Genomic DNA, 23,499 nt, shown 5'->3' on the forward strand with positions numbered 1-23,499 from the left:
GTCAGCTCCCGAATACTTCACGAGCGGCGTGCCAGAGGACGGGGTAGATCGCCCCGAGCATCAGCACGAGCCACAGGCCCACGACGCTCCAGAGCATCTGCTTCTGGTAGCGCGGGCCCTTCGACCAGAAGTCGACGGCGATGACCCGCAGACCGTTGAGCGCGTGGAAGAGGACGGCGGCGACGAGGCCGTACTCCAGCACGGCGACGATCGGCGTCTTGTACGTGGCTACGACCCTGTCGTAGTCCTCGGGGGAGACACGCACGAGAGCGGTGTCCAGCACGTGTACGAACAGGAAGAAGAAGATGAGGACGCCGGTGACTCGATGAGCCACCCAGGACCACATTCCTTCCCGGCCGCGGTACAGCGTTCCAGCCGGCACGGAAGAACCCTCCGGGAGCGGGGATTGGAGCCTGCCGGCTTGGGGTGTCGGACGGGCCCGGCCGGGTACGGTCCACCGGCCCCCAGCATGGTAGCTATCCGCTGGCTCGGCGCTTACGGCGGGCCTACCCGTGTGATCAAACTGGCACGCGTATGGGTGAGCTTTGCGGCATCTGGCGTGGGGTGTCCTGCTATGTGCCGGGTGCGGCGCCGTTGTGGCTGGTCGCTCCCCCACTCTCGGCTGCGCTCGAGCGGGGGGACCCCCATCGCGGCGGAGCCGCACATAGTTACAGCCCCGCGCCCCTCAGGTGGTCGGTCAGCCGTTGTTTGGCCAGGCGGCGGAGTTCTTCTGCCGCCACGACGCGCTCGTCATCGGGATCGTTTGTCAATCGTGACCGGATGGCTTCGAGGACGTGGTCCAGGGACTCGTCCTGCGGGACGCCGTCCAGGCAGATGACGAACACATGACCGAATTTCGCCTCGTAGGCGGCGTGGGCCGCGCCCAGCGCCATGTGCGCCGCCCCGTAGGTGTCCTCCGGCAGGGTGGGCAGGGCCTCCGCCGCCAGCGCCTCCGCCAGGTCGCCCGGGGTCAGGTCGTAGGCGGCCTCGTCGGCGGCTGCCATGAGGGCTTCCAGCGTCGGGTAGGGGCGGTGGTCGGCGACGCGGCGGGCCCAGCGGAGGCTGTGGAGGCAGGTGAGGAGGATGTGGTGCGCCGCGTCGGCGGAGGCGGAGTTGAAGCCGTCCAGCCGAGGTGCGGGTGAGGTCCGGGTCTGCGCCGGTATGGCGAGGCGTCCGGAGAGAGGGGAAAGGCGGTGCGCAGGCAGCGTGGATCCTCGCGTCACGAGTGATGTGGCAGGGGATGCAGTGAAAGATGTGTCGTCACGCTACCGAGAGCGGTCAGTACGTGTCTGACGGATGCCTGAATTTCACCCGAACGAGAGAGTTTCAGAACGTGTCGTGGACTCCATCGCGCGGTCCTCGGCGCGCTTGAGCCGGACGAGCGTCGTACGGTTGGCGGAGTGAGCAGGCACAGGCATCGGAAAACCCAGCGGAAGCCGCAGCGGAAGGTCGTCGCCCCGGCGCTGGTGGCGGGCGGGCTGGTCGCCGCACTCGGCGTAGGGGCGGGGCTGTGGGTCTCGTCCGGCTCCGGGAGCGCCGGGACGCCGGCCGGGTCGGCCCAGGCCGCCGCCGGGACCTCCGCGGGGACCTCGGCCTCCGTGGCGACCGCGAGCCCGACCCCCAGCCGCTCCTACGCGCTCTCCACCACCCCCCGCACGATCCCCGCCGTCCGCGCCCACACTCCGGCGCGCGGCCCCGGCTGGCGTCCGGCGACCACACACCGCGTCGTGGTGAGCGACCCCGCGCTCGCCGACGAGGGGCGGCTGATCGCGGGCGAGCTGAAGATGACGTACGCCGGTGAGAAGGACGACGTGCGCGCCGGGGACCTGCGGCTGGCGCTCAACGACGACGAGGGCGCGAACCCGGAGTCGTACACGATGACCGTGCAGGGCGGGCGGGTCACCGTCAGCGGGCCCTCCGACACCGGCGTGTTCTACGGCACCCGCACCCTCAAGCAGGAGGTGCACGGCGGCGGCACCGCGCCGGAGGGCGTGGTCCGCGACCAGCCGGCCAAGCCGCAGCGCGGGTTCATGCTGGACATCGCGCGCAAGAACTTCAGCGCCGACTGGATCGAGGACCGGGTGCGCGAACTCGGCGACCTGAAGTTCAACCAGCTCGGCCTGCACTTCTCCGACGACCAGGCCTTCCGGATCGAGTCCGACACCCACCCGGAGATCGTCTCGAACCCGCACCTCACCAAGGCCGAGGTGAAGAAGATCGTCGCCCTCGCGGCGAGCCGGCACATCACCGTCGTGCCCGAGATCGACTCGCCCGGACACCTGGGCGCGGTCCTCGCCGCCCACCCCGAGCTGCAGCTGCGCAACGTGAACGGGGTGGCGACCCGCGGGGCGATAGACATCTCCAAGGACGCCTCCGCGAGCCTCCTCGACGACCTGCTGGACGAATACGCCCCCCTGTTCCCCGGCGCCTACTGGCACCTCGGCGGCGACGAGTACCAGGCCCTGACCGTGTCCAGCCCCTCCGCCTCCTACCCCCAGCTCGCCGCCGCCGCGGCGGCCCGGTACGGCTCCGGCGCGGGCGTCGCCGACCTGGCCACCGGCTGGCTCGACGACCGCGCCGACACCGTCCGCGCCCACGACCGGACCATGCGGGTGTGGAACGACGGCTTCTTCCGCGGCACATCGGTGAAGCCCGCCTCCGACCTCGTGGTCGCCTACTGGACCGGCAAGGAGATCGGCGCGCGGCAGCCGGTGGAGTACCTGAGCGCGGGACGCAAGGTGCTCAACTACAACGACGAGTACCTGTACTACGTCCTCGGCGAGCCGCAGACCTTCGTCTACCCGACCGGCCGGCGCATCTACGAGCAGTGGACCCCGCGGGTGCTGCGCGGCTCGACGCCGGTGGCCGCGAAGTACGACGCCCAGATCCTCGGCGGCTCCCTCGCGGTCTGGTGCGACCTCGCCAACTCCCAGACGCAGGCGCAGGTCGCCGCGGGCGTCCGGATGCCGCTGCGGGCCACCTCGCAGAAGCTGTGGGACGCGGGGACGCCGGACCTGACCTGGACCCAGTTCAAGGCACTGGCGACCCGACTGGGCTGACGCCCGGCCCAAGCACGGACTGAAGCCCGGCCCGAAGCCCTGGTTGGCTGAAACACCTCCTGTGACACTCCCGGCCCGTCGCACGCAGTAAGGGGAAGTGTGGGCTCCGTTAAGGTCGGCGCCCTGGCGAGGGAGGCGTGGATGAGCCTGGTGGAACTGATCGCTCAGGCCGACGAACGCGGACTGGCCGCCAGCGGGCTGGCTTGTTTGGACCGGTGCGTACCGCTGCTCGGCGGCGACGACGAGATCCTGCGGCCCCTGTGGGGGAACCTCACGGAGTCCTCCGACGCCGCCGACTGGGGCGAGCTCCTGGAGCAGGCGCGCGGCCGGCTGGAGTCCCCGCAGGAGGACGGCGACGAGGCCACGCTGCTCGTCCGCCGGATGCTGGCCGCCGCCCCCGGCGACCGCTCCGACTCCTGCGTACGGATGTGGGCCGACGCCTGCTCCGTCGCCGCGCTCCAGATCCACCGCCTCCTCGACCGGCCCCTGGACGCCTCCCCGGTCGACCCCCGCCGGGAAGGCAGTACGGAGGGCATGTCGCCCCTCGTCGCGGCCGAGCTGCGCCGCCAGATCACCGTCCTGGAAGTGCTCGCCGACCACGGCGCGGGCGGACTGCGCCGGGCCCTGGAGGTGTCCACCGAGGGCCGCCGGGTGCTGCGCGCAGTGGTGTCCCGGCGGGCCAGGGGACGCAAGTGAGCGGGGCAGGACGGCTCACGGCACGGGCATCAGCCGCTTGACGACGGCGTCCCGGTGCTGGGCGGTCGCGGTGTAGAAGGCCGTCAGCTCCCGGTGCGCCGAGGCGAAGGCGGCCCGGGTGCGGGCCTCCTCGGCCGTGCCGCCGTACCGGGGGAGCAACTCGGCGCGGGCCGGACGCCACAGGTCGTCGAAGTCGCTCTCCGAGAGGAAGCCGGCGACCCGGATCGTCTGGGCCACCGTCAGCAGCACGCACGGCGGCTCCTTCGAACCGGTCCGGTGCACGTGCTCGCCGCCGACCACGACAGGAGTGTCGTGGTAGAGCAACTGGTGGTCGCCGTAGCGGCCGTCGAGGGTCCGCGCGCGGTGCCGGTTCATCCGGTCCCGCACGCTGTCCTGGTCGTCGTCGAACAGCTTCCGCAGCCAGGTGCCGCTGTTGCGCAGTGCCGCAGGCGGTACGGCGCGGAGCTGGAGGTACGCGCTCATCACTCAAGGAGCGCACGGGAGCGCGGAAGTATCACTTCTGTGTCCGTGGTGCGGTGGAGCCGGGCCGGTTCTGCGGCGGTCTCGGGGAGAGCCCGGACATGAGTGACAGAACCCGGCCTGACCTCGCTCTTCTGAGTGTGACGCGTACGACGACCGAGCAGACCGGACAGCCGCCGCCCCGACCCTCCGCCGCGACGAGACCCGTGCGGTGGGCCGCGGAGGCGGTGGCCGCCGCGCCCGACGGCGTGCGGCGGCACCTCGACCACTCCGCGCAGAGCCTGTGGCGCGTCGACCGCCTGATCGAGGACCTGCGGCGCGCGGGCACGCCGCACGGCGCCGTGGCGGGCACCCTGCGCGGGCTCGGCGCCTACGCCGGCGAGGTGATCGTCCGGCAGACCGGCGCCGAGTGGTGGGCCGCGGGCGGCGACCACTGGGTCCGCACCCCTGACGGCCGCCTGTGGGAACCCCTCGACGAGGCCCGCCGCTGCTTCGGCGGCCATGGGTCGCTGCGGCTGCTGTGCCGGGACGCGATGAGATGAGACGAGGGCGTGCGGGGGCGTCCTGTGACGTTTCGCGGGCGCCGTCCGCTGGGACAGCGGAGAGCCGATCCGGCTCGCCCCGGCCGAGCGAAGGGTGCGGACGCTGTGACACTTCTGTGTGGCCCGGCGCTGATGACCGTGAGAGCGCGGCCGCGTCAGGACCCGGCGTCCGGCGGGGGAGTCGCGTGCCCGCAACGAACTCCGTACGAACGAGGACAGTCTTGGGCCAGGGAGGGGAACCCCGGCGCGCACAGCCGTACGACGGGGAACTGGGCGCGGCGGTGGCACGGGCCCAGGGCGGCGACGAGGCGGCGTTCGCCGTCGCGTACCGGATCGTGCAGCCCGGACTGCTCGGCTATCTGCGCGGCATCGTCGGCGACGACGCGGAGGACGTGGCCTCCGACGCCTGGCTGGAGATCGCCCGGGACCTCGGCCGCTTCAAGGGCGACGGCGCCGGGTTCCGCGGCTGGACGGCGACCATCGCCCGGCACCGGGCCCTCGACCACCTGCGGCGGCTGCGGGTGCGGCCGCGCTCGTCGGCGGTGCTGGAGCAGGACGCCGTCCTCGACCTGCCCGGGCCGCACAGCACCCACGACGAGGCGCTGGAGTCCCTGTCCACCGCGCGTGCCCTGGACCTGGTCCGCGGGCTGCCGCGCGACCAGGCCGAGGCCGTGCTGCTGCGGGTCGTGGTCGGGCTGGACGGGCCAGCCGCCGCCCGCGTCCTCGGCAAGCGCCCCGGCGCCGTCCGCACGGCCGCGCACCGCGGTCTGAAACGGCTCGCCCGCCAACTCGGCGTCGAGGGCGCAGGGGAAGGCGCGGGCGAAGGTGTGACGGATGACGGCCCTCGGACGCTGGGGGAGTCAAGGTGAACGGCGGCGGCCACGGCCCGTATCGATCAGGGACGGCGAACCTTCCCACAAGCGTCGCCGCGAACGTTCCCACGAACGTTTCACGGGCCATCGCGCGAACGAACCGAACAGAGAACGAACCGAGCAGAGAACGAACCGGACAGAGGCGGAAGCGGACATGGGTGAACGGATGAGCGGCGGCGCGGCGCGCGGCCGTCGGCGTGCGCACCCTGGCGACGCCGGATCCGGACCGCACGGCGCAGTGGAGGAGCTGCTCGCGGCAGCCCTGCGCGAGTCCGACGGCCCGGAAGCCGTTCGGGACGTCGGCGAGCTTCGGGCCGTCGCCGCGTTCCGGACGGCCCGTGACGAGGGCGCGCTCCAGGCCGCCCGTACCCGGCGTCGGGACGACTGGCGGCCGCGGGCGGCCCGGCACACCGCCCGCTCGCTGCGGACCACGCTCTCCGTGGCGGTCGCCGGCCTCGCATTGGGCGGCGCCGCGTACGCCGCGATCGGCTCCGCCACGGACGGCGGCGACGGCGACGCCGGTCGCCCCGAAGCGTCGGCCACGGCGTCCGAGGCCCGGTCCGCCGCCCCCTCCGGGACCCCGGACGCTCCCGCGGGCCGCGAGCGCCCCGCGAACGCCAAGGACACCGAGGCCCACTGCCGGGCCTACGAGAACGTGCGGGGGACGGGCAAGGCGCTGGACTCGACGGCCTGGCAGCGGCTGGTGACGGCGGCGGGCGGCGAGGAGCACGTCCCCGCGTACTGCGCGGCGCAGGCCGGGCCGAAGGCCGAGAAGACGCCGAATGCGGAGAAGTCCGAGAAGCCCGAGAAGTCCGCGAAGCCCCTGAAGCCCGAGGCCACCGACAAGGCCGCGGACGACGCCGCGAACGGGGCCGCGGGCAGGGCGACAAGCAAGTAAGCCCTTGTGCCAAGGCAGCGGCCGAGGCCGCCACTCCTGGTCGGACAGAAGCATAAAGAGCCTCTGACCAGGCACTTTGTTGTCCTGGTGCAGGTTCTTGCCTTCCATCTAGATCGGCCCTCATCTAGGTGTTTCTGGCTGTTCCTGACCGCTACTGGTCACGCGCTGGTCACATGTTCAACGGTCTGGTGAGTCAGTGCGGGCCGTCAGCGCAACCCTCAGTGCTCCACGTCGGCTTGGCTGCATTTGATGAGGGCGAGCGAGGTCGGTTCAGGGGCGAATTCCAGTACGACGGATTTTGTCGAAGTAGACTTAGACGCATTCCGTCGAAGTAGAGGTGTAGGAGGGCAAGTGAAGGAGGGGCTGCCGGCCAAGCCGGACGATGTGGTTGACCGGGACAGGGAGTGGGATCTGCTCGCGCGGTTTCTCACCGATCCGGACCCGGCGATGCGGCTCGGCATTGTCTCCGGGCGGCGGCGGCATGGGAAGTCGTACCTTCTGCAGGCTCTGTCCGAGCAAGTCGGCGGCTTGTACGTGACGGCGGTTCGGGAGGAAGGAAGGCTGCCCGCGATCCAGCGGTTCAGTGACGCGGTCGCCACGCATGCCGGTCTGAGGCCGGGGAGCCTGCGCCTGACAGACTGGCGCGACGTCTTGTCCAACGCCCTGGATGTGACCGCCCGTTCGTCGCACCCGCTGCTGGTGATCGACGAGTTGCCTTACCTGCTCCAGCACTCGCCCGAGATCCCGGGACTGCTTCAGCAGCTCTACGACGAGCGCCAGCGCGGTGCCCAGCCGGGTGCCGGGCCGGGGCCGCGGCTGATCCTGTGTGGCTCCGCGATGAGCGTCATGCATGAACTGCTCTCGGGGACCAAGCCACTGCGGGGACGTGCCGTGGTCGATCTTCGGCTGGGGCCCTTCGACTACCGGGACAGCCGGGCCTTCTGGCAGATCACCGACCCGCTGACCGCGCTCAAGGTGCACGCGGTCCTGGGCGGGGCCCCTGGCTACCGTCCGGTTGCCGCCCGCCCACATCCTGACGACGGCTTCGACGCCTGGCTCGCCCGGACGCTGCTCGACCCGGGCCGGGCTGTGTACTCGCGGACCGAGACCGAGTACCTGTTGCGTGAGGATCCGAGGATCACGCAACACACGCTGTACTACGACATCCTCACCGCGATCGCGAACGGCGCCACCACGCCCAGCAAGATCGGCGCTGCTCTGGAGCGCCCGCGCAACGCCGTCGCTCACCCGCTCGGGGTCCTGGAATCCACCGGCTACATCCGTCGGGAACAGGACATCCTGCGCTCCAGGCACCCCGTCATCACGCTCGCCGACGCCGTCATCCGTTTCAACCAGCTCATCACTCTCCCGCAGGCCGCCGCCGTGGAGCAGGGTTTCGCCGGGCAGGTCTGGCAGCAGGCCGCCCCGACCTTCAACTCCAAAATCCTCGGGCCGCACTTCGAGGACCTGGCCCGCGACTTCACCCGTCGTTACGCCCACACTCTGCTCCCCGGTGGACTGCCCGGTCCGGTCGGTACCACCGAGGTCGCCGACCAGGCCGCCCGGACGAAGCACGAGGTCGACGTCATCGCCCTGGCCGCCGGCGAGCGCCCACAGGCTCCCCGCGCGAGGATCGCACTGCTGGGCGAGGCCAAGGCGACGGCCGCCCGCCGAGGGACCGGTGACCTGGAGCGCCTGGAACGTATCCGTGCCCTGCTCGCCGATCAGGGGTACGACACTGAGGCCACCACGCTGGCCCTGTACTCCCTGCACGGCTTCTATCCCGACCTGATCGAACTGGCCGACCGTCGTGACGACCTCCTCCTAGTCGATCTGCCCACCCTCTACAACAGCTGACACCAAGAGTGCGAGCTGCGTCGGTGCGGATGCCAGCGGCGCGGAGAAGCCCGAACCTCTCTCTGCGAGCGCTGTGCGTGCCACTTCGAGACGTTGAGGGCCGATTGCGGTGTCGGCGTTGAGAAACAGGTGGACCTCGCCCTGTTGCCGATCTCCGACAGCTTTTTGGATCAGCTCAGGTCGCATCTTGTTGAGTACTTCGACGACGGGCGGCGAACACCGGTGATTGTCGTGCTTGGTGATCGGCTTGAGTTTGGGATGAGCTTCGACGAGGCGGAGCGAAAGTGCGATCACCTCGTTGTGAGAGATGCGGCCCTCGCTCAGCTTCCGACCTCGATCGGAGTACGTAACGACGGGGGGCGAGGCAAGCTCGCTGAGGTCTTCGGGCTTCTTCAACGTCTCGTTGTAGGAAAGGACCTGTTTCCAGAGTTCACGCTGGTACCGCTGGATGACGCTCCAGAGGAATTCATGGATAGTACCCACGGCCACCAGTGGGTCTGCCGAAATACGCTCGAGGATCTCCCTCTTGGCGACGTTGGTGTACGTGATGCACGCGATGTGCCGGCCGTTCGCCTCCAACTGGGCGCGATGGCGGCCGAGCAGAAACTGCAGGGCCTTGACGAGGGTGGTGGTCTTGCCTGCGCCTGCGCCGGCCTCTACGAGGAAGCTCCGGCGGGCCTCCAATTCTTCGATGACAGCTTCGAGCGTGTCTAGGCGAGCCACTGAAGTCCTTCGGCGATGTAGCGGGGAACGGTCCAGCCGTCCAGGAGCAAGACGTCGAACGCGAAGTCGGTCTTGTGCTTGGAGAGCCGCTTGGCGATGGCGAACGCGTTGGCTTCGACTTCCTCGGCGGTAGGGTCGGCTCCCACTTCCTGAATGAAGGCTCTCTTCAGCGCCAGATGTCTGAGGTCTCGGGCGAGGACGGCTGAGTTGGCGATGATGAAGGCGTCCTCGAAGCTCCGCGCGCAGACGCCCGACTCCTTCTCCGGGACCTGATATGCCACGCGCACGTGGCCGTGTTCCTTACCCGCAGGATCAACGGCGAGGAGCTTGGCGATGCTGGATTGACCCGGGAGCCGGTTCTTGAGCGTGGAGTTCGAGGCGACGGCCTGATCGGTGCTCGGTGCGCAGGCTTTCTGATCCTTCGGACTGACGGAGTCGATATCGGTGATGACCAGGGTCTTCACGTCGAGGAACTCCAGCAGTTCCCGGAACCGGACCGCGTAGGCGTCGCCGACCTCGATGACCGACACGTATTGGTGTAGGAGTCCTTCGGCGCACCGGCGGACCATCTCGGGCAGCAGCAACCGTTCTGCGGTGCCCTCTATCAGGATCACCTTGTCGGCGAAGAACATGTCGCATCGGTGCAGGATCATGTACTGGCGCAGGAACCGCAGTGTCTCGTCGCCGTTCGGTGTCGCCTTGACTTTCGCCCTGCGCAGATCCTCGAAGACTGGGTCGAACAGCGATTCGTAGCCAGTATCGAGTTCCGTTGACGCGGCAGCGAGGGCATCCTCAATGCGCTCAACACTCTGGTGGCGACCTTCAGGGCCGCTCTTGACCTTGTAGTAGGTCTCGAACGTCTTGGACCGGGTACGCGCCTTGTCTCCCGGCGTGTCGTCGACCTTCGTCTGCGCGTAGACGAACTTCACCGAGACGATCGCCTGCGCGGCACTGCGCTTGATTTCCCTTGTCACCTCCTCGTCCACCGGGCTGATCGCCCGATAGGCGGGGGCGAAGTAGTCCGAGAAGTTCTTACGCAGCCACTTGATGGGGGTCGAACTTCTGCCTCTGGCTCGCGGTCCAGAAGTCCTTGAGGAAGTCGTGCGGCCTTGGTGCCCCCAGCGCGGCCTGGATCTTCACCGTGAAGCAGTCGTCGTCGAGGTCCAGGATCACGTCGGTCAGCGGAGCGCGGAAATTGATCACTTCGGCACGGGTCAGCTGCATCGCATTCCCGAAGTAGGTTTTAACCCCCACTTGCGGGGCGGCATATGTCTACGGCCACCGGGAGTCATAAGTAGTATCTGACACTGAAGGGGTGGAAGTTCCTGCATGGCCCATAGTGGTCAACGGTGCGTCATAATGCGTCTGTTCTGATCGATATCGATCAGAACTCTGGTTGTGCCTCACCTGCTCGGCTGCGGCATGGTGGGCGACGCGAGCACAACGGGCGGCGGCCGACTCGGGCTTGCTCCGCATCGTGTGGCGCGAGCGCCGCACCCCGGAGCTCGGCTCTCACTTCTCCTGTCCGGACGAGGGCAGGCGCCACCAGGTCTTCCTCGCTGACGTGCCCATCGTGGGTGCCGAACCTTCGGTACCTGGAGGGCCGTCATTGTGCGTACGCCCGTGGCGAGGAACGCATCCGCTGCGGCACCTGTTTCGACCTGGGGGGATTCAGACCACACGGCACGGCTGCGTCAAGAGCTGGACCCCCGAGGTCACAGTCTCTGTGCTGGTCACTGCCTACTGGATTCAGCGACCGGGAGGGGGCGCACGCGTCCGTTCGCCGACCACCGCCACGTCAACGGAGAGCCCATTCTTCGCGAGGGGCGGGCGCATGTTCCAGAAAGACGGGATCACCTGCGGAGGGGCGAAGGATGCCGACCAGGTCAGCGCCCGGCGAGAGACAAGCTGCCCCCCGAGCGGTTCCGAGTCCATGTGTGGTGCCACAGCAAGGTCATCAACGACCTGAAGGCCCAGGTCATGGCCCTAAAACCCGGGCAACGGCCGAGGCCGCCACCCCCCACAGGAGAGGCCCCGGCCGTCGCGCGGCACGGGCCGCGCGGCGGCCCGTATCCCCTACAGCGCCATGAGTGCGTTTTCTGTCACACCTCGCTGCGTCACGAGTCAGTTGCATGTTCTACGGACATGGACGTGCGGCGGTTTCAGGTCGTAACGTGCCTTTCGCGCCGGACGGCCAAGCGGCAGACCACCGCAACGACCTGCGGTCCAGAAACCGCGATCCATCGACCGAGGAACCACGACGTGGGGGACGACGCGGAGCTGACAGCCGCGGTGCTCGCGGCACAGAACGGGGACGAGACCGCGTTCCGGACTGTGTACCGCACGGTGCACCCGCGGCTGCTCGGGTACGTGCGGACGCTCGTCGGCGACCTCGACGCCGAGGACGTGACCTCGGAGTCCTGGCTGCAGATAGCCCGGGACCTGGAGCGGTTCAGCGGGGACGCGGACCGCTTCCGGGGCTGGGCCGCTCGCATCGCCCGCAACCGAGCCCTGGACCACATACGCATGCGCGGACGGCGGCCCGCTACAGTCGCCGATGAGACGGAGCTGACCGGCCGGGCCGCCGAGTCCGACACCGCGGGCGAGGCCATCGAGGCGTTGGCCACCGGCCGCACCCTCGGCCTCATCGCCCGGCTGCCGCAGGACCAGGCCGAGGCCGTCGTCCTGCGGGTGGTGATGGGACTGGACGCCAAGACGGCCGCCGAGACGCTCGGCAAACGGCCCGGCGCCGTACGCACGGCCGCGCACCGCGGTCTGAAGAAGCTCGCCGAGCTGCTCGGCGAGGATCCGGAGACGGCCGGGGCGCTCGACGCACTGCCGCCTCAGCGAGGATCGCGCTCGCGCGCGGTGACGTCCGCGGGTGTGACGCATGCGCGTCCCCGGACGCAGAAGGACATGTGATGGCCGACAAGCAGGACAGGTGGCTCGACCGCGAGACGGCGGAGCGTCTGCTGCGCGGTGAATCACCGGACAACGCTGTCGCCGGCGGGCCCGTGGCCCGCGAAGAGGCCGAGCGGCTCGCGCGGACGCTGTCCGCCCTGTCCGCGCCGGCCGCCGAGCCGCTGCCCGCCGACGAGGAACTCCCGGGCGAGGCCGCCGCGTTGGCAGCCTTCCGCAAGGCCCAAGCCGCCCGCACGGACCTCGCCGCCCACCCCGACCCCGCCCCCCTCACCGGCCTCCCCGGCGTGATGGGGTCCGGCTCGGTCGGTGCGGGCGCCGCTGACGCCGGGCTGGTCCGGATCGGCGGCCGGGGGCGGGAGACGGGACGTTGCGCTCGGCGGAGTCGGCCCGCGCGGTGGGGGTTGGCCGCGGCGCTCGCCGTCGGGATGGTCGGCGGGGTCGCGGTCGTGGCCGGGTCGGGCTTACTGCCGATCCCGTTCGACGACGAGGAACCCGGCCGCCCCGCCGCTTCCGTCTCGGCCCCCGTGGTCACCGAACGCCCGCTCGTCCCGCCCGCCCCGGAGGTCTCGGGCGGCGCGGAGCACTCAGCGACCCCGGACGGCGGTGAAACCGACGGGAGCGGGGACACCGGTGAGGCCGGTGACAGCGACGGTACCGCGGGCGACGACGGCGCCGTGGCCGCCCCCGACACCGGCGGCAGTCGGCAGTCCGAGGCGACCTCGTCCTGCCGGGACCTGAACGCCGGCAAGCCGCTGGCCTCCGACCGCCGCAAGAGCCTGGAGAACCTGGCCGGCGGCGCGAAGCGGGTACAGGCGTACTGCGCGAGCGTCCTCGGCAACGCCCCCGCGGGCAACGCCCGCGGCACCGGCGGCACCGGCAACGGCACCTCCGGCCGGGACCCCGGAAGAGGCCAGACGTCCTCCGGCGGCCAGAACGGACTGACCCCCGGGAGCAACCTGGGCGACAAGTCCGGCGCCGACAGCGGTGGCGACGACGACGAGGACGACGACGGCGGTCACCACGGCCGAGACGGCCGCAACGGCGGAAACAGCGGCAACGGTGGCGGCCATCACGGACGCGACGGCGACGGACGCGACGGCGACGGGCACGGCGGCCACGGCCACCACTGAACGCCTCTGACCTGCGACTTTGTAGATCGTCGAAGTTTTTTCGCGGCGGGTGTGACGTTTTCGGCGGCCGGGACGCAGTAACAAGTGAGCCGACTGGTCATCGGCCCTTGCACCGAGCCGGGGTTCCCCCCGTACCTTCGGCTCGTGCGCTCGGCGCGGGCGGGACACGTTCCCCCGGTCCCGCTCGCGCCACAAACTCCCCCTCGGGCGTCAGCGCCTACCAGGACACGACGACCTTGTCGCCGTTCCTGACCTGCGCGAAGAGGGCTGCGATCGCCGCCTCGTCCCGGACGTTGACACAGCCGTGCGAGGCGCCGGCGTAACCGCGGGCCGCGAAGTCGGACGAGTAGTGCACCGCCTGGCCGCCGCTGAAGAACATCGCGTACGGCATCGGCGAGTCATAGAGCGTCGACACATGGTCGCGGGACTTCCAGTAGACGTGGAACACACCCTCCCGGGTGGGCGTGTACTGCGAGCCGAAACGGACCGACACGGTCGAGACGGTCCGGCCGTCGATCATCCAGCGCAGGGTCCGGGTCGTCTTGTCGATGCACAGCACCCGCCCGGTCAGACACCGGGGATCCGGCGCGGCGACCGGCTGACCGCCCATCAGATACAGCTCCCACTTTCCCGGTTCGCGCGTCATCCGCAGCAGCCGCTGCCAGGTGACGGTGTCCGTCTTCCCGGTCTTCGGCAGCCCGCGCTTGCCCTGGAAGCCCTGCACCGCCCGCACGGTGGCGTCGTCGTACCTGCCCGTGGGCCCGGTGTAGAGCCAGGCGACCTGCCGCAGCCGGGCCTGGAGCTCGCGCACGTCCCGCCCGGAGTCGCCGCGGGACCACAGGACCGCGGGCGGCGGGGCAGTGGTGGCGGCGCTGGTGGCGGCGCCGACGGTGGCGCCGGCGGTGGCGCCGGCGGTCGGGCCGGGCGAGGCCGTCGGGCTGGCGTCGCCCAGGACGGGCGGGCGCGCCTTTCCGTCCGCCCCCGGGGCCTGCACGCTACAGCCGCACACCGTCACGAGGGCCGCCGCGCCGGCCAGGACGGTGATCGATCTCCGCATCCGCATGCCAGAGATGTTCCCCCCGGATGACGCTTCGCGAACGGCGCGGCATTGTTATGACAGGGGCTCAGCGTAATCGTCGCAATGATCCCATCGTTCCTTTGTCCGATCGTCGGAGCAGTCGCTCGTCGGGAGGCATCGCACCCATGACGCGTGAGTCGGAGTCCGGACTGCCCATCGAGCCCGTGTACGGGCCGCGGGACCTGGCGGGCTGGGACCCGGCCGGGAAGCTGGGCGAGCCGGGCGGCTATCCCTACACCCGGGGCGTCCACCCGTCGATGTACACCGGCCGCCCCTGGACCATGCGTCAGTACGCGGGCTTCGGCACGGCGGTGGAGTCCAACGCCCGCTATTGGCAGCTGATCGCCCACGGCACGACGGGCCTGTCGGTCGCCTTCGACCTGCCCACCCAGATGGGTCACGACTCCGACGCCCCGATCGCGCACGGCGAGGTCGGCAAGGTCGGGGTCGCCGTCGACTCGGTCGAGGACATGCGGGTGCTGTTCGACGGGATCCCGCTGGACAAGGTGTCGACGTCGATGACGATCAACGCCCCCGCGGCCCTGCTGCTCCTCATGTACCAGCTGGTCGGCGAGGAGCAGGGCGTCCCGGCCGGCCGGCTCACGGGCACGATCCAGAACGACGTCCTGAAGGAGTACATCGCGCGCGGGACGTACATTTTCCCTCCCCAGCCCTCCCTCCGGCTGATCGCGGACATCTTCAAGTACTGCCGGGCCGAGATCCCGAAGTGGAACACGATCTCGATCTCCGGCTACCACATGGCGGAGGCGGGCGCGTCCCCGGCGCAGGAGATCGCCTTCACGCTGGCCGACGGCATCGAGTACGTCCGCACCGCCGTCGCGGCCGGCATGGACGTCGACGACTTCGCACCCCGGCTGTCCTTCTTCTTCGTGGCCCGGACGACGATCCTGGAGGAGGTCGCCAAGTTCCGCGCGGCGCGCAGGATCTGGGCGCGGGTCATGCGCGACGAGTTCGGCGCGCGGAACCCGAAGTCCCTGATGCTGCGCTTCCACACGCAGACCGCGGGCGTCCAGCTGACGGCCCAGCAGCCGGAGGTGAACCTGGTCCGGGTGGCGGTCCAGGGCCTGGCGGCGGTACTGGGCGGCACGCAGTCGCTGCACACCAACTCCTTCGACGAGGCGATCGCGCTCCCGACGGACAAAAGCGCCCGCCTGGCTCTGCGCACCCAGCAGGTGCTGGCCTACGAGACCGACGTGACGGCGACGGTCGACCCCTTCGCCGGGTCGTACGCGGTGGAGCGGATGACCGACGACGTCGAGGGCGCGGCGGTCGAGCTCATGCGCAGGGTCGAGGACCTCGGCGGCGCGGTGTCCGCCATCGAGCACGGCTTCCAGAAGAACGAGATCGAGCGGAGCGCGTACCGCATCGCCCAGGAGACCGACTCCGGCGACCGGGTCGTGGTCGGTGTCAACCGCTTCCGGCTGGACGCGGAGGAGCCCTACGAGCCGCTGCGCGTGGACCCGGCGATCGAGGCCCAGCAGGCGGAGCGCCTCGCCCGGCTCCGGGCGGAGCGGGACCAGGCGGCGGTGGACTCGGCCCTGGACGCCCTGCGGAGGGCGGCGGAGGGGGAGGACAACGTCCTCTGCCCGATGAAGGACGCCCTGCGGACCCGGGCGACGGTGGGGGAGGTGTGCGACGCCCTCCGGGGGGTGTGGGGGACATACGTGCCGTCGGATGCGTTCTGAGCTGGGCGTTTCCCCCGAACGGGTGATCGGCGGCGGAAACCGCCCGTTCGTGGTTACGCTCGTGGAGGGTGTTCCCGACAAGGAGGGTGCCGTGGCTGTGATGCTGCACGAGTCGTCGCTCGCTGACGCTGCCGACTGGCTGTGGGAGGAATTGCCCGGGCACCGGGTGGAGATCCTCAACGGGAGCATTGTCGTGACACCGCCGCCGGATGGGCCGCATCAAGTGACATTGTCCTGGTTGATCGTGGCGTGCCACGCAGCCGGAGATCGGCAGGCCGGGCTGAGAACGGTCCCGGGCGTCGGCCTGTGGTTGCCGACCGGGCCGGACGACTACGCTGTGCCGGACCTGTCCGTGGTGGACGCCGACTTCCACGACGCGGTCGTCGAGAAGAACTGTTATGCCCCGCATGTCTTCCGCATGGTGCTGGAAGTGACCTCATCCAACTGGACGAACGACACAGCCACCAAGGTCGACGTGTACGCCAGGGCCAACATCCCGGTCTACCTCATCGCAGACCGCAAGCATGACCTGGTACTCGTCTACCAAGACCCCGTCGACGGCAAGTACCCCGACCCCGTCCGCTACAAGCGAGGCCAGGTCGTCCCCATCCCCGAGTCCGTCGGTGTCACCCTCGAGCTCTCCGTGGACACCCTCCTCGACGGCGACGACTAGTCGAGGCCGACCCGTGCGCGGTAGGGCGCGAGGCCGTTCTCCGTCTCGCCCGCCCAGCCCACGTAGCCGTCGGGGCGGACCAGGAAGATGCCCTCGGCCAGCTTCAGCAGGGTCCAGTCCGGGCCCTTGAGTCGGTCGAAGAGGCGTACGCCGTCCACCGTCAGGTCGGGGACACGGTCGCCGGCGCGCAGCGCACCCGTTGCCGTCCTCGTCTCCTCGCTGAGTGACGAGTCCCGGTAGTTCAGGCCCAGTTGGCGGGTTGCCGCGCCCCGTCGCGCCTCGTCGCGGTGGATCGCCGTGGACAGGCCCAGCATGGCCTCGGCGATGGGACGCCGTTCCTCCTCGTACGTGTCCAGCAGCGCTTCCGGCGCACGCCCGCTCAGGACCGCGCCCAGCTTCCAGCCCAGGTTGTATGCGTCCTGGACGCTCGTGTTCAGGCCCTGGCCGCCGGCCGGGGAGTGGACGTGTGCCGCGTCCCCGGCCAGGAAGATCCGGCCCGCGCGGAAGCGGTCGGCCAGGGCGGCGCGCGGGCGGAAGTCGGACGCCCAGCCGACCTCGGTGACGTCCTCGGCGGCGAGGTGGGTGCGGTCGGCGACCAGCTTGCGGATGCCCTCGGGGGAGAGGTCCGGCTCCGTCCCCGCCGGGAAGCGGGCCACCAGCTGGAAGTCCTCCGTCCCGGCCAGCGGGCACAGGGCGAGGAAGTCCGAGTCCTCCCCGCTCGGCGGGAAGACGTGCCAGAACGTGCGCTCCAGGCCCGCGACGCGGACGTCCGCCACCAGCGTCGGGTTCGGGTCCAGCAGCTCGCCCGTCATCTCGATGCCCAGCGCCCGCCGCACCGCCGAGCGCCCCCCGTCCGCGGCGACGGCGTACCGGGCGCGGACCGGCTCGCCCGAGGTGAAGTGCGCCGTCACGCCCGTCTCGTCCTGCTCGATCCCGGCGAGTTCGCGGCCGAAGGCCACCGAGCCGCCGAGCTGCTCCAGGCGGGCCCGCAGGATCTCCTGGTTGCGCCACTGCGGGACCATCCAGGGGCCGGTGAACCGGGAGCCCTCCTCGCCGTCCTCCGCCGGGTCGAACATCGGGAACTCGCCGGTCTGCCTGCCGTCCGTCCAGATCATGCCCACCGGGTACGGGCCCCCGGCGGCGAGGATCTCGTCCAGGACGCCGAGGTCGTCGTAGACCTCCATCGTGCGGGGTTGCAGACCCTTGCCGCGCGAGCCGCGGGCGAGTGCGTCGCCCCGCTCCACCAGCAGCGCGTCCACCCCGCGCCGGGCCAGGTCGATGCCGAGGGCGAGGCCGGTGGGGCCCGCGCCCACGATCAGTACGTCGGTCCGTGTCGGTGCCGTCATGACCACTCTCTCCTTAACGCTGTTAAGTTCCGTTCCCCGCCAGCGTGGCCTTAACGGCGTTAAACTGTCAAGTGTGAGTACCGGACGACGAGCCCCCCTCGACCGCGCGCGGGTCGCGGACACCGCACTCAGGCTCCTGAACGAGGTGGGCCTCGACGGGCTGACCCTGCGGGCCATCGCCAAGGAGCTGGACGTGAAGGCGCCCGCCCTGTACTGGCACTTCAAGGACAAGCAGGCGCTGCTGGACGAGATGGCGACCGAGATGTACCGGCGGATGGTCGCCGGCGCCGCCCTCGACCCCGCCGACACCTGGCAGGACCGGCTGCGCAAGTCCAACCACGGACTGCGCGAGGCCCTGCGCGGCTACCGGGACGGCGCGAAGGTCTTCAGCGGCTCACGCTTCACCGGCATCGAGCACGCCGAGCAGATGGAGGACAGCCTGCGGCTCTTCACGGCGGCCGGCTTCGCCCTCGCCGACGCCGTCCGCGCGACCTCGACGACGTACCTGTACACGATCGGCTTCGTCACCGAGGAACAGGGCGTCCAGCCGCTGCCCGACGAGCGGCGCGAGGGATACGACATCGAGGAGCGCGCCCGGCTGATGAGCGAATTCCCCCTGGCGGCGAAGGCGGGCGCGGAGATCTTCGCCGACTACGACCTGCATTTCACGGAAGGGCTGGAGTTGTTGATCACCGGGATTGAGGTGCGATACACGCGGGCATAGGTCGACTCGGGGGCCATTCGGGTGAGCGGACGGCATATGTCGACGCAGCGCATCCCAATGCTAATTACGCGTTTACAGCGGGTTCATATCGTGCCCCTACGTTCGCCGAATGCCAGACATAGACAGCCGGGTGCAAGGGGCGCATGTGCCGCGCCAGCGTGGCGGCGCCGCACTCGTCTCATATGTATTGCCCGTCTTCAACGAGCAGGACGGGATCCGTCACTTCCACGAGGAACTCGTGGCGGCACTTGGTGAACGCACGGAGTTCACCTATGAGTTGGTGTACGTCAACGACGGCTCCGCCGATGGCACCCTGCCCATCCTCGAAGACATCGCGAAGAACGACCCGCGCGTGCGGATCGTCGACTTCGCGCGCAACTTCGGGCACCAGATGGCCATCACGGCCGGTATCGACGTGGCGCGCGGCGACGCCGTGATCGTCATGGACACCGACCTCCAGGATCCGCCGAAGGTCAGCCTGGAGCTGATCGACGCCTGGCGGGAGGGCGCGGAGATCGTGCACGCCCGGCGGCGCAGCCGGCAGGACTCGTTCTTCAAGAAGACCACCGCGCACGCCTTCTACCGGCTGCTGCGGTCCTCCACCGAGGTGGAGATCCCGGTCGACACCGGCGACTTCCGGCTGATGGACCGGCGCGCCGCCGACGAACTGCGGCGCTTCCGCGAGCGCAGCCGGTTCGTGCGCGGCATGGTCGCCTCGATCGGCTTCCGGCAGAGCGAGGTGCACTTCGACCGCGACGAGCGGTTCGCCGGCGAGACCAAGTACCCGCTGAAGAAGATGGCGCGCCTCGCCATCGACGGGCTGACCGGCTTCTCCACCGCGCCCCTGCGGATGATCACCAAGCTGGGCTTCGCGGTGCTCGCCTTCTCGCTCGTCGGCATCGTCTACGCGCTCGCCATGAAGGTGCTGCGGCCGGAGATCACGGTCTCCGGCTGGACGATGCTGATGGTGGTCGTCCTGTTCCTCGGCGGAGTGCAGATGCTGTCGCTCGGCGTGCTGGGCAGCTACATCGGGCGCACCTACAACGAGGTGCAGGGCCGGCCCCTGTACACCGTGCGGCAGGTCATCGCCTACGAGTCGGACGCCGACACGGACACGGACGCCGACGCCGACCCCGCCCACGCCCGCAGCGGCGGCCATGGCGACTGACTCCCTGGAGGGCGCCCGGACCCAGGCCCGCACCCGTGACCTGCGGCAGCTGATCACCTACGCGCTGGTCGGCGGCAGCGGAGTCCTGCTCGACATGGGCGCGTTCCTGCTGCTCTACAACGTGGCCGGGATGCACGAGCAGGTGGCCAACGTGCTCTCCACCAGCCTCGGCATCACCAACAACTTCGTCCTGAACGCCCTGTTCACCTTCGACAAGCGGGACCGGCTGCTGCTGCGCTACCTGCGCTTCTACGCCGTCGGCCTGACCGGCATCACTTTGACGTTCGTGCTGTTCGCGGTGTTCTCCCGCGGGCTCGGCATCGACCCGAACCTGGTGAAGGCCGGCTCGCTGCCGCTGGTCCTGGCCCTCCAGTTCGTGCTCAACAGAAAGTGGAGTTTCGCATGAATCTCGGCGTCATCGGCGCGGGCGCGACCGGCCTCACCGCCGCGTACGACGCGGTCAAGCAGGGCCACGCGGTCACCGTCCTGGAGGCCGCCGACGAACTCGGCGGGCTCGCCGCGTCGATCCCCGTCGGGGGAGTGCCGCTGGAGCGCTACTACCACCACATCTTCCGCAGCGACCGCCAGATGATCGAGCTGATCGAGGAACTGGGCCTCGGCGGCGATCTGCGCTTCCACAAGACCACCACCGGTGTGTACCGGGGCGGCCGGATGCACCCTTTCAGCACACCGCTGGAAATGCTGACCTCCCCGCTGTACGGCCTGCCCGCCGGCATCCGCTTCGGGCTGTCGTCGGCCTGGCTGAAGGTGGTCCGCGACGGCGAGAAGTTCAACGACCGCACCGCGCTCGCCTGGGTGCGCAAGTGGGCCGGGCGGCGCGCCACCGAGGCCGTCTGGGAGCCGCTGCTGCGGGGCAAGTTCGGCGACCGCGCCGACCAGGTCTCCATGGCCTGGCTGTGGGCGCGGGTGCACTGCCGCACCTTCGAACTGGGCTATCTGGACGGCGGGTTCGAGCGCGTGTACGCGACCCTGCGCGACCGGATCGCCGAGCGCGGCGGCAAGGTCGAGTTCGGCAAGCGGATGGACACGATCCGGCAGGACGGCGCGGACGGGCCGGTCACCGTGCGCACCGCCGACGGCGCCTCGTACAGCTTCGACCAGCTGATCGTCACCACCCCGCAGCCCGCCTTCGCCAAGGCCGCCGACGTGCCGGCCGACGACGCCGTCTGGCGCAACCAGTACCTGGGCGCGACCTGCTTCGTCCTGGAGCTGGACCGCAGCGCCATCCCGTACTACTGGCTCAACATCAACGAGCCCGACTTCCCGTTCCTCGCGGTCGTCGAGCACACGCAGATGATCGACCGCGCCCAGTACGGCGGCCGGCACATCCTCTACGTGGGCAACTACGTCGAGCGCGACGACTGGCGCTTCACCACCGACCCGGCCGAGCTGCTGGACCGGTATCTGCCGTATCTCCAGCGGCTGAACCCGCAGTTCGACCGCTCCTGGATCCAGGACTGGCACTTCTCCCGGGCGCCCTTCGCCCAGCCCGTGGTCACGCCCGAGTACAAGGCGCTGATCCCCGGCCACGGCACCCACCTCAGCCGGGTCACGCTCGCGACCATGTCGCAGATCTACCCGCAGGACCGGGGGCAGAGCTATTCGGTCGAACTGGGCCACAAGGCGGCCCGGATCGCCGGTGCGGTCTGACGGACGAGGCCCGACGGACGAGGTCTGACATACGCGGTCCGACGGACGAGGTCCGACCGAGGTCTGACGGACGCCGAGACGAGTCGGCCCCGGCGGTGCGTTCACCGCCGGGGCCTTCGCGTGCCGCCGCCGCACCCGCGTCGTCAGCGCAGCCTGCACACCACCAGCTGCCGTCCCTCCGGCTTGGGGCAGTCGTACGTACGACGGATGTCCGCCGCGATCCGCGGATCGATCACCCCCAGCGACAGCCAACTGGGCTGGTACACGGCGTACTCGGCCGGGTGGTCCTGCGTGATGCAGCGCACGTTCTCCCGGGTCGACGTCAGCGAGGGGACGTCGGTGAGCTGCTTGGGCACGTTGAAGAAGGTGGGGAAGGGGTACCGGCAGGCGGTCGGGTGGTCGATGTAGTAGGCCTGCTGGCCGAAGGTCAGGTACAGCACCGGCGCCCCGGCCGGGAGCTCGGCCCGCACCTGCTCGGCGGCGGCCTCGGCCGACCGCGCCTGCACCTTGAGCTCGGCGTTGGTCGTGACGATGCGCCCGAGGATCACCCGCACCCCGGACGTGGGCCACACGGTCGCCGCCAGGCACACCACGAGCGCGAGGACGGGCAGCGCGACCGGAAGGCGCACCGCGCGCGGCCGCGGCGCGCGCACCCACCACAGGTCCACCGCACCGGCGAGCAGGGCCGCGGCCGAGGCGAGCCAGGCGATCACGTCCACGTCGACGTCCGCGCGGACCTGGGCGAGCAGCGGGGTCCCGACCCCGTACAGCAGGGCGAGCGCGGTCAGGCAGAGCGGGGGCCTGCCGTGGCGTCCGTACCAGCGGCCGATCGCGAGCCCGGTCAGGGCCGCGGCCACCGCCACCAGGCTCTCGCCGTGGTACGCGAACCAGTTGCCCTGATAGACCACGACGGCCACGCCGATGAACACGAGCAGCACGACGGTGACCACGGCCTCGACGCGCTGCCGGCGCGTGGCGAGGGTGGCGGCGAACAGCAGCAGCGCCCCGGGCAGCAGCGCGAGGACCGGCGTGAGCGCCATCCGGTCGCCCACGTAGGACGCGGTCCGCTGCAGCAGGTCGGAGACGACGAGCGGATCCTTGCCCCAGGCGTGCGCGTTGATGTGCGGCATGTCGCGCAGCCACTGCAGCTCGCGCGAGCCCGACCAGGCGCTGACCGCGAACAGCAGGCCGGTGGCGACGGCGGTCGCGGCGGCGAGCAGCAGACCGCGTATACGGTCCACGGCGAAGACGACGACGAGCGCCATCGCGGCGGTGCCCGCGGTGGAGTACTTCATCAGGACGGCGAGACCGAGCGGCAGCGCGGCGAGCGCGACGGCCTGCCGGCGGTTGCCGGGACCGAGCGCGGCGGCGACGGCGAGCAGCGCGAAGACGATCGCGAACCACTCCGGCTGCATGTAGTCGATGACCGGCGCGAACGCCGTCGCCAGGGCGGTGGCCCCGGCGACGAGCAGCGCGTCCCGCTCGGGCATCCGGCGGCGCAGGGCCCGGTGCAGCAGCACACCGGCGGCCGCGCACAGGGCGAGGCCGAAGAGCCGCAGGGTCGCTTCGCGCACCGCGTTCGAGCCGCCGGTGGCGGAGTCCAGCGCGGCCAGCAGCCAGCGGTAGAAGAAAGGCCGGTGAGCGAAGACCTCGGAGGGGGACAGGCCGCTTTTTCCCGTGGTGCGCAGGGCGGCGAGCACATAACGGAGGTCGAGAAAGACACCGGCGGTGAGCGTCGTGTAGATCAGCAGTCCGGCGGCGGTGAGGGCGGTCGTCCACCCCGCGGGAGAGGTGAGGCGCAGTCGGCGGGAAGCCGGTCCGCGCGGACTCGGACCGCGTTGTGCGGCCGGTGGAGTCGAGGTGGATATTTCGGTCACGTGCGCGAACCTAGCATTGTGCTTTGAGAGAATAGGGGGGTGTCTAAACAGGCGGAGGGCTTGTCACACCGAATTCA

The 23,499-nt window shown here is 70.3% G+C and carries 23 protein-coding genes; 14 read left to right on the forward strand and 9 right to left on the reverse strand.

Annotated features, from left to right (window positions below):
* Position 1 precedes the first annotated feature (1 nt).
* Positions 2 to 382, reverse strand: a complete 381-nt coding sequence (gene sdhC, locus ACWCPF_RS02170; protein ID WP_451043029.1) for a succinate dehydrogenase, cytochrome b556 subunit — start codon at positions 380 to 382, stop codon at positions 2 to 4.
* Between the two features lie 286 nt (positions 383 to 668).
* Positions 669 to 1,223, reverse strand: a complete 555-nt coding sequence (locus ACWCPF_RS02175) for a 2-oxo-4-hydroxy-4-carboxy-5-ureidoimidazoline decarboxylase (protein WP_451043030.1) — start codon at positions 1,221 to 1,223, stop codon at positions 669 to 671.
* A 177-nt stretch (positions 1,224 to 1,400) separates the two neighbouring features.
* Here ACWCPF_RS02175 and ACWCPF_RS02180 point away from each other — a divergent pair, with 177 nt between their 5' ends.
* Together ACWCPF_RS02180 and ACWCPF_RS02185 are read left to right on the forward strand one after the other, a co-directional pair.
* Entirely contained in the window at positions 1,401 to 3,059 is a 1,659-nt protein-coding gene (locus ACWCPF_RS02180) for a family 20 glycosylhydrolase (RefSeq protein ID WP_451043031.1), read from the forward strand.
* A 141-nt stretch (positions 3,060 to 3,200) separates the two neighbouring features.
* A complete protein-coding gene (locus ACWCPF_RS02185) occupies positions 3,201 to 3,755 on the forward strand; it encodes a hypothetical protein (protein WP_451043032.1) in 555 nt (184 codons plus the stop codon).
* 15 nt (positions 3,756 to 3,770) lie between these two features.
* On the opposite strand, the gene ACWCPF_RS02190 is transcribed toward ACWCPF_RS02185, so the two are convergent.
* Complete coding sequence (locus tag ACWCPF_RS02190; protein WP_451043033.1) at positions 3,771 to 4,238, reverse strand: DUF1877 domain-containing protein; 468 nt, start codon at positions 4,236 to 4,238, stop codon at positions 3,771 to 3,773.
* A 98-nt stretch (positions 4,239 to 4,336) separates the two neighbouring features.
* Between ACWCPF_RS02190 and ACWCPF_RS02195 the strand changes: the two genes are divergently transcribed.
* The 4 genes from ACWCPF_RS02195 (at position 4,337) to ACWCPF_RS02210 (ending at position 8,404) form a co-directional block, all read left to right on the forward strand.
* Entirely contained in the window at positions 4,337 to 4,777 is a 441-nt protein-coding gene (locus tag ACWCPF_RS02195; RefSeq protein ID WP_451043034.1) for a hypothetical protein, read from the forward strand.
* Between the two features lie 221 nt (positions 4,778 to 4,998).
* Positions 4,999 to 5,646 (forward strand): RNA polymerase sigma factor, encoded by a 648-nt coding sequence (locus tag ACWCPF_RS02200; protein ID WP_451043035.1) that lies wholly within the window; start codon positions 4,999 to 5,001, stop codon positions 5,644 to 5,646.
* A 157-nt stretch (positions 5,647 to 5,803) separates the two neighbouring features.
* Positions 5,804 to 6,547 (forward strand): hypothetical protein, encoded by a 744-nt coding sequence (locus tag ACWCPF_RS02205; protein WP_451043036.1) that lies wholly within the window; start codon positions 5,804 to 5,806, stop codon positions 6,545 to 6,547.
* Positions 6,548 to 6,898: 351 nt separating this feature from the next.
* Entirely contained in the window at positions 6,899 to 8,404 is a 1,506-nt protein-coding gene (locus ACWCPF_RS02210) for an ATP-binding protein (RefSeq protein WP_451043116.1), read from the forward strand.
* Here ACWCPF_RS02210 and ACWCPF_RS02215 read toward each other — a convergent pair.
* From ACWCPF_RS02215 to ACWCPF_RS02225, 3 genes are read right to left on the reverse strand one after another with little or no spacing between them, the layout of a single operon-like run.
* Positions 8,372 to 9,127 (reverse strand): UvrD-helicase domain-containing protein, encoded by a 756-nt coding sequence (locus tag ACWCPF_RS02215; protein WP_451043037.1) that lies wholly within the window; start codon positions 9,125 to 9,127, stop codon positions 8,372 to 8,374. The genes ACWCPF_RS02210 and ACWCPF_RS02215 overlap by 33 nt on opposite strands.
* On the reverse strand, positions 9,115 to 10,113 hold the full coding sequence (locus tag ACWCPF_RS02220; RefSeq protein WP_451043038.1) for an ATP-dependent nuclease: 999 nt from the start codon (positions 10,111 to 10,113) through the stop codon (positions 9,115 to 9,117). The genes ACWCPF_RS02215 and ACWCPF_RS02220 overlap by 13 nt, the downstream gene beginning before the upstream one ends.
* A gap of 46 nt (positions 10,114 to 10,159) precedes the next feature.
* The gene (locus tag ACWCPF_RS02225) at positions 10,160 to 10,351 is read right to left on the reverse strand and encodes a hypothetical protein (RefSeq protein WP_451043039.1); all 192 of its coding nucleotides are present in this window, start codon (positions 10,349 to 10,351) and stop codon (positions 10,160 to 10,162) included.
* A 1,038-nt stretch (positions 10,352 to 11,389) separates the two neighbouring features.
* Between ACWCPF_RS02225 and ACWCPF_RS02230 the strand changes: the two genes are divergently transcribed.
* Positions 11,390 to 12,049: an RNA polymerase sigma factor gene (locus ACWCPF_RS02230; protein WP_450950799.1), complete on the forward strand. Its 660-nt coding sequence runs from the start codon at positions 11,390 to 11,392 to the stop codon at positions 12,047 to 12,049.
* Complete coding sequence (locus tag ACWCPF_RS02235) at positions 12,049 to 13,179, forward strand: hypothetical protein (RefSeq protein WP_451043040.1); 1,131 nt, start codon at positions 12,049 to 12,051, stop codon at positions 13,177 to 13,179. Before ACWCPF_RS02230 ends, ACWCPF_RS02235 begins: the two co-directional genes overlap by 1 nt.
* Positions 13,180 to 13,396: 217 nt before the next feature.
* On the opposite strand, the gene ACWCPF_RS02240 is transcribed toward ACWCPF_RS02235, so the two are convergent.
* A complete protein-coding gene (locus ACWCPF_RS02240) occupies positions 13,397 to 14,242 on the reverse strand; it encodes a L,D-transpeptidase family protein (protein ID WP_451043041.1) in 846 nt (281 codons plus the stop codon).
* Between the two features lie 140 nt (positions 14,243 to 14,382).
* On the opposite strand from ACWCPF_RS02240, the gene ACWCPF_RS02245 reads away from it, so the two are divergent.
* A complete protein-coding gene (locus tag ACWCPF_RS02245; protein WP_451043042.1) occupies positions 14,383 to 15,963 on the forward strand; it encodes an acyl-CoA mutase large subunit family protein in 1,581 nt (526 codons plus the stop codon).
* A 100-nt stretch (positions 15,964 to 16,063) separates the two neighbouring features.
* On the forward strand, positions 16,064 to 16,636 hold the full coding sequence (locus tag ACWCPF_RS02250) for a Uma2 family endonuclease (RefSeq protein ID WP_451043117.1): 573 nt from the start codon (positions 16,064 to 16,066) through the stop codon (positions 16,634 to 16,636).
* On the opposite strand, the gene ACWCPF_RS02255 is transcribed toward ACWCPF_RS02250, so the two are convergent.
* On the reverse strand, positions 16,633 to 17,982 hold the full coding sequence (locus ACWCPF_RS02255) for an FAD-dependent monooxygenase (protein ID WP_451043043.1): 1,350 nt from the start codon (positions 17,980 to 17,982) through the stop codon (positions 16,633 to 16,635). The two genes, ACWCPF_RS02250 and ACWCPF_RS02255, sit on opposite strands and share 4 nt — an antisense overlap.
* 73 nt (positions 17,983 to 18,055) lie before the next feature.
* Here ACWCPF_RS02255 and ACWCPF_RS02260 point away from each other — a divergent pair, with 73 nt between their 5' ends.
* The 4 genes from ACWCPF_RS02260 (at position 18,056) to ACWCPF_RS02275 (ending at position 21,545) form a co-directional block, all read left to right on the forward strand.
* Entirely contained in the window at positions 18,056 to 18,706 is a 651-nt protein-coding gene (locus ACWCPF_RS02260) for a TetR/AcrR family transcriptional regulator C-terminal domain-containing protein (protein ID WP_451043044.1), read from the forward strand.
* Positions 18,707 to 18,815: 109 nt separating this feature from the next.
* Positions 18,816 to 19,874, forward strand: a complete 1,059-nt coding sequence (locus ACWCPF_RS02265) for a glycosyltransferase family 2 protein (RefSeq protein ID WP_451043045.1) — start codon at positions 18,816 to 18,818, stop codon at positions 19,872 to 19,874.
* A complete protein-coding gene (locus ACWCPF_RS02270) occupies positions 19,864 to 20,280 on the forward strand; it encodes a GtrA family protein (RefSeq protein ID WP_451043046.1) in 417 nt (138 codons plus the stop codon). Before ACWCPF_RS02265 ends, ACWCPF_RS02270 begins: the two co-directional genes overlap by 11 nt.
* Positions 20,277 to 21,545, forward strand: coding sequence for an NAD(P)/FAD-dependent oxidoreductase (locus ACWCPF_RS02275; RefSeq protein ID WP_451043047.1), 1,269 nt, complete (start codon positions 20,277 to 20,279; stop codon positions 21,543 to 21,545). Before ACWCPF_RS02270 ends, ACWCPF_RS02275 begins: the two co-directional genes overlap by 4 nt.
* Positions 21,546 to 21,688: 143 nt before the next feature.
* Here the strand turns inward: ACWCPF_RS02275 and ACWCPF_RS02280 are convergent, their stop codons facing one another.
* Positions 21,689 to 23,422, reverse strand: a complete 1,734-nt coding sequence (locus tag ACWCPF_RS02280; RefSeq protein WP_451043048.1) for a hypothetical protein — start codon at positions 23,420 to 23,422, stop codon at positions 21,689 to 21,691.
* Positions 23,423 to 23,499: the final 77 nt, after the last annotated feature.

The organism is Streptomyces sp. NPDC001858 (genome assembly GCF_053594615.1).

What these genes read in the sequence shown, in the direction of transcription:
- ACWCPF_RS02245 (WP_451043042.1), top strand. Translation starts at nt 14,383, where the DNA reads ATGACGCGTGAGTCGGAGTCCGGACTGCCCATCGAGCCCGTGTACGGG.
- ACWCPF_RS02195 (WP_451043034.1), top strand. Translation starts at nt 4,337, where the DNA reads ATGAGTGACAGAACCCGGCCTGACCTCGCTCTTCTGAGTGTGACGCGT.
- ACWCPF_RS02185 (WP_451043032.1), top strand. Translation starts at nt 3,201, where the DNA reads ATGAGCCTGGTGGAACTGATCGCTCAGGCCGACGAACGCGGACTGGCC.
- ACWCPF_RS02265 (WP_451043045.1), top strand. Translation starts at nt 18,816, where the DNA reads ATGCCAGACATAGACAGCCGGGTGCAAGGGGCGCATGTGCCGCGCCAG.
- ACWCPF_RS02225 (WP_451043039.1), bottom strand. Translation starts at nt 10,351, where the DNA reads ATGCAGCTGACCCGTGCCGAAGTGATCAATTTCCGCGCTCCGCTGACC.
- ACWCPF_RS02240 (WP_451043041.1), bottom strand. Translation starts at nt 14,242, where the DNA reads ATGCGGATGCGGAGATCGATCACCGTCCTGGCCGGCGCGGCGGCCCTC.
- ACWCPF_RS02275 (WP_451043047.1), top strand. Translation starts at nt 20,277, where the DNA reads ATGAATCTCGGCGTCATCGGCGCGGGCGCGACCGGCCTCACCGCCGCG.
- ACWCPF_RS02235 (WP_451043040.1), top strand. Translation starts at nt 12,049, where the DNA reads ATGGCCGACAAGCAGGACAGGTGGCTCGACCGCGAGACGGCGGAGCGT.
- ACWCPF_RS02250 (WP_451043117.1), top strand. Translation starts at nt 16,064, where the DNA reads ATGCTGCACGAGTCGTCGCTCGCTGACGCTGCCGACTGGCTGTGGGAG.
- ACWCPF_RS02190 (WP_451043033.1), bottom strand. Translation starts at nt 4,238, where the DNA reads ATGAGCGCGTACCTCCAGCTCCGCGCCGTACCGCCTGCGGCACTGCGC.
- ACWCPF_RS02270 (WP_451043046.1), top strand. Translation starts at nt 19,864, where the DNA reads ATGGCGACTGACTCCCTGGAGGGCGCCCGGACCCAGGCCCGCACCCGT.
- ACWCPF_RS02255 (WP_451043043.1), bottom strand. Translation starts at nt 17,982, where the DNA reads ATGACGGCACCGACACGGACCGACGTACTGATCGTGGGCGCGGGCCCC.
- ACWCPF_RS02205 (WP_451043036.1), top strand. Translation starts at nt 5,804, where the DNA reads ATGGGTGAACGGATGAGCGGCGGCGCGGCGCGCGGCCGTCGGCGTGCG.